Source organism: Mesorhizobium sp. M7A.F.Ca.MR.362.00.0.0 (genome assembly GCF_004023175.1).
Taxonomy (GTDB): domain Bacteria; phylum Pseudomonadota; class Alphaproteobacteria; order Rhizobiales; family Rhizobiaceae; genus Mesorhizobium.
This window is the reverse complement of record NZ_RZTF01000410.1, coordinates 1-1,683: the sequence shown is the minus strand read 5'-3', so window position 1 is coordinate 1,683 and position 1,683 is coordinate 1. Positions and strand designations below refer to the sequence as shown.

The following is a 1,683-nucleotide window of genomic DNA, read 5'->3' as shown; positions in this document are numbered from 1 at the left end:
GGACAGCGGGCCGCCGGAGGCGGTCGAGGTGCTGAAGTCGCTGGCGATCCCGATCGTCTTCGTCCCGCAGGACAACACCCCGCAAGGCATCGAGCGCAAGATCACACTGATCGCCGCCAGCCTTGGGCTCGAGGACAAGGGCAAGGTGGTTTCCACCGAGGTGCTCACCGCCTTTCAGACGGCAGCCGACCTGGCAGCAAATATTCCGCCGGAGCGGCGCAAGAAGGTGGTGTTCTTCCATGGCCTTGTGAAGCTGAGCGCAGCCGGTGCCGGCACCTCGGCCGACGCCATCATCCGCTACGCCGGCGGCCGCAACCCGATGGATGTCGTGCAGGGCTACAAGGCGGCATCAGAGGAAAAGCTGATCGAGATGGCGCCTGATGTCATCCTGATGATGAGCGACGGCAAGGGTGGCCCGACGCCCGAGCAGGTGTTCGGCAACCGCGCGCTGGCGGCAACGCCGGCGGCGGCCAACAAGGCGCTGGTCGTGCTTGACGGCGCCTACATGATCGGCTTCGGCCCGCGCACATCAGATGCGATCCGCGACCTGGCGAAGGCGCTCTATCCGGAAGGGGAATGACGTCGCGAAAATCGCAAGGCGTTTCGGCTGGGCAGTACCAATTCGTCGTCGAACCCGTTGCGCTTGATAAATCCTGTCCGTTCGGATTTCTCCGGATCGGCTTCCGCCCGAACAAACTTGGCGGCTCGGCCTGAAACATTGGCACGATATTCTAAGCCGCGCGGTTGACCGTGAATGTGCTCTCTAGCCTATAATTATACTAAATTCATAGACTAACTGCGAACGTTCGAGGCGCTCGCACCTTGGCCTGTGAAAACCGGCTGCACAAAGGGAGCGCGCATCGATGCCGAAGACAGAGTCCAATCCGATCGACCTCGGCACAAAGGCCGCCGATTTCCTGTTGCCCGACGCGCAAGGCGTGCTGCACCGGCTCGCCGATTTCGATGCCAAGCCGGCCTTGCTCGTCGCCTTCATCTCCAACCGCTGCCCGTTCGTCGTGCTGATCCGTGAGCAGCTTGCCGCTTTCGCCAGGGATTATGCCGGCAAGGGGCTGCAAGTGGTGGCGATCAACGCCAATGACCATGAGGCGCATCCGGAGGAGACGCTGGCCCGCATCGGCGAAGAGGCCGAAAAATTCGGCTATTCCTTCCCCTATCTCAAGGACGCGTCGCAGCAGACGGCGAAGGCCTACGGCGCCGCCTGCACACCCGACTTCTTCCTGTTCGATGCCGACCGGCGGCTCGCCTATCACGGCCAGTTCGACGATGCGCGGCCGGGTAATGGCAAGCCGGTGACCGGTGCCGATCTGCGGGCAGCGGTCGACACGGTGCTGGAGGGCGGCAGGCCCACTGCCAGCCAGGTGCCGTCGATCGGCTGCAACATCAAGTGGAGCGCCGGCAACGAGCCGGTCTGGTCTTCCAGCGCGGCCCGCGCGGCCTAGCGCCGTCCTCGAGGCATTCGCCAGGTATCCATGCCCAAGCCGCAAAAATCCGTTTCTGACAGGCTGCACCTCCAGGCCGACGTGCTGGTGCTGGGCGGAGGTCCGTCAGCGGCCTGGGCGGCTGTCGCTGCGGCCGAGAGCGGCGCCAAGGTGGTGCTGGCCGATAAGGGCTATCTCGGTACCAGGCGGCGCCACCGCGCCCTCCAACACTGGCACCTGGTGC

2 protein-coding genes and 1 pseudogene are annotated in these 1,683 nt (G+C 64.3%); all 3 read left to right on the top strand.

All coding sequences use genetic code 11. From position 1 onward, the window contains the following. A partial coding sequence (locus EOC06_RS44000; RefSeq protein WP_245470252.1) for a hemin ABC transporter substrate-binding protein occupies positions 1-580 on the top strand: 580 nt, incomplete at its 5' end. 283 nt (positions 581-863) lie between these two features. After that, positions 864-1,460, top strand: a complete 597-nt coding sequence (locus EOC06_RS31530; protein ID WP_128309625.1) for a thioredoxin family protein — start codon at positions 864-866, stop codon at positions 1,458-1,460. Positions 1,461-1,490: 30 nt separating this feature from the next. Continuing rightward, a pseudogene (locus EOC06_RS31525) lies at positions 1,491-1,683 on the top strand (FAD-dependent oxidoreductase); the annotation flags it as partial.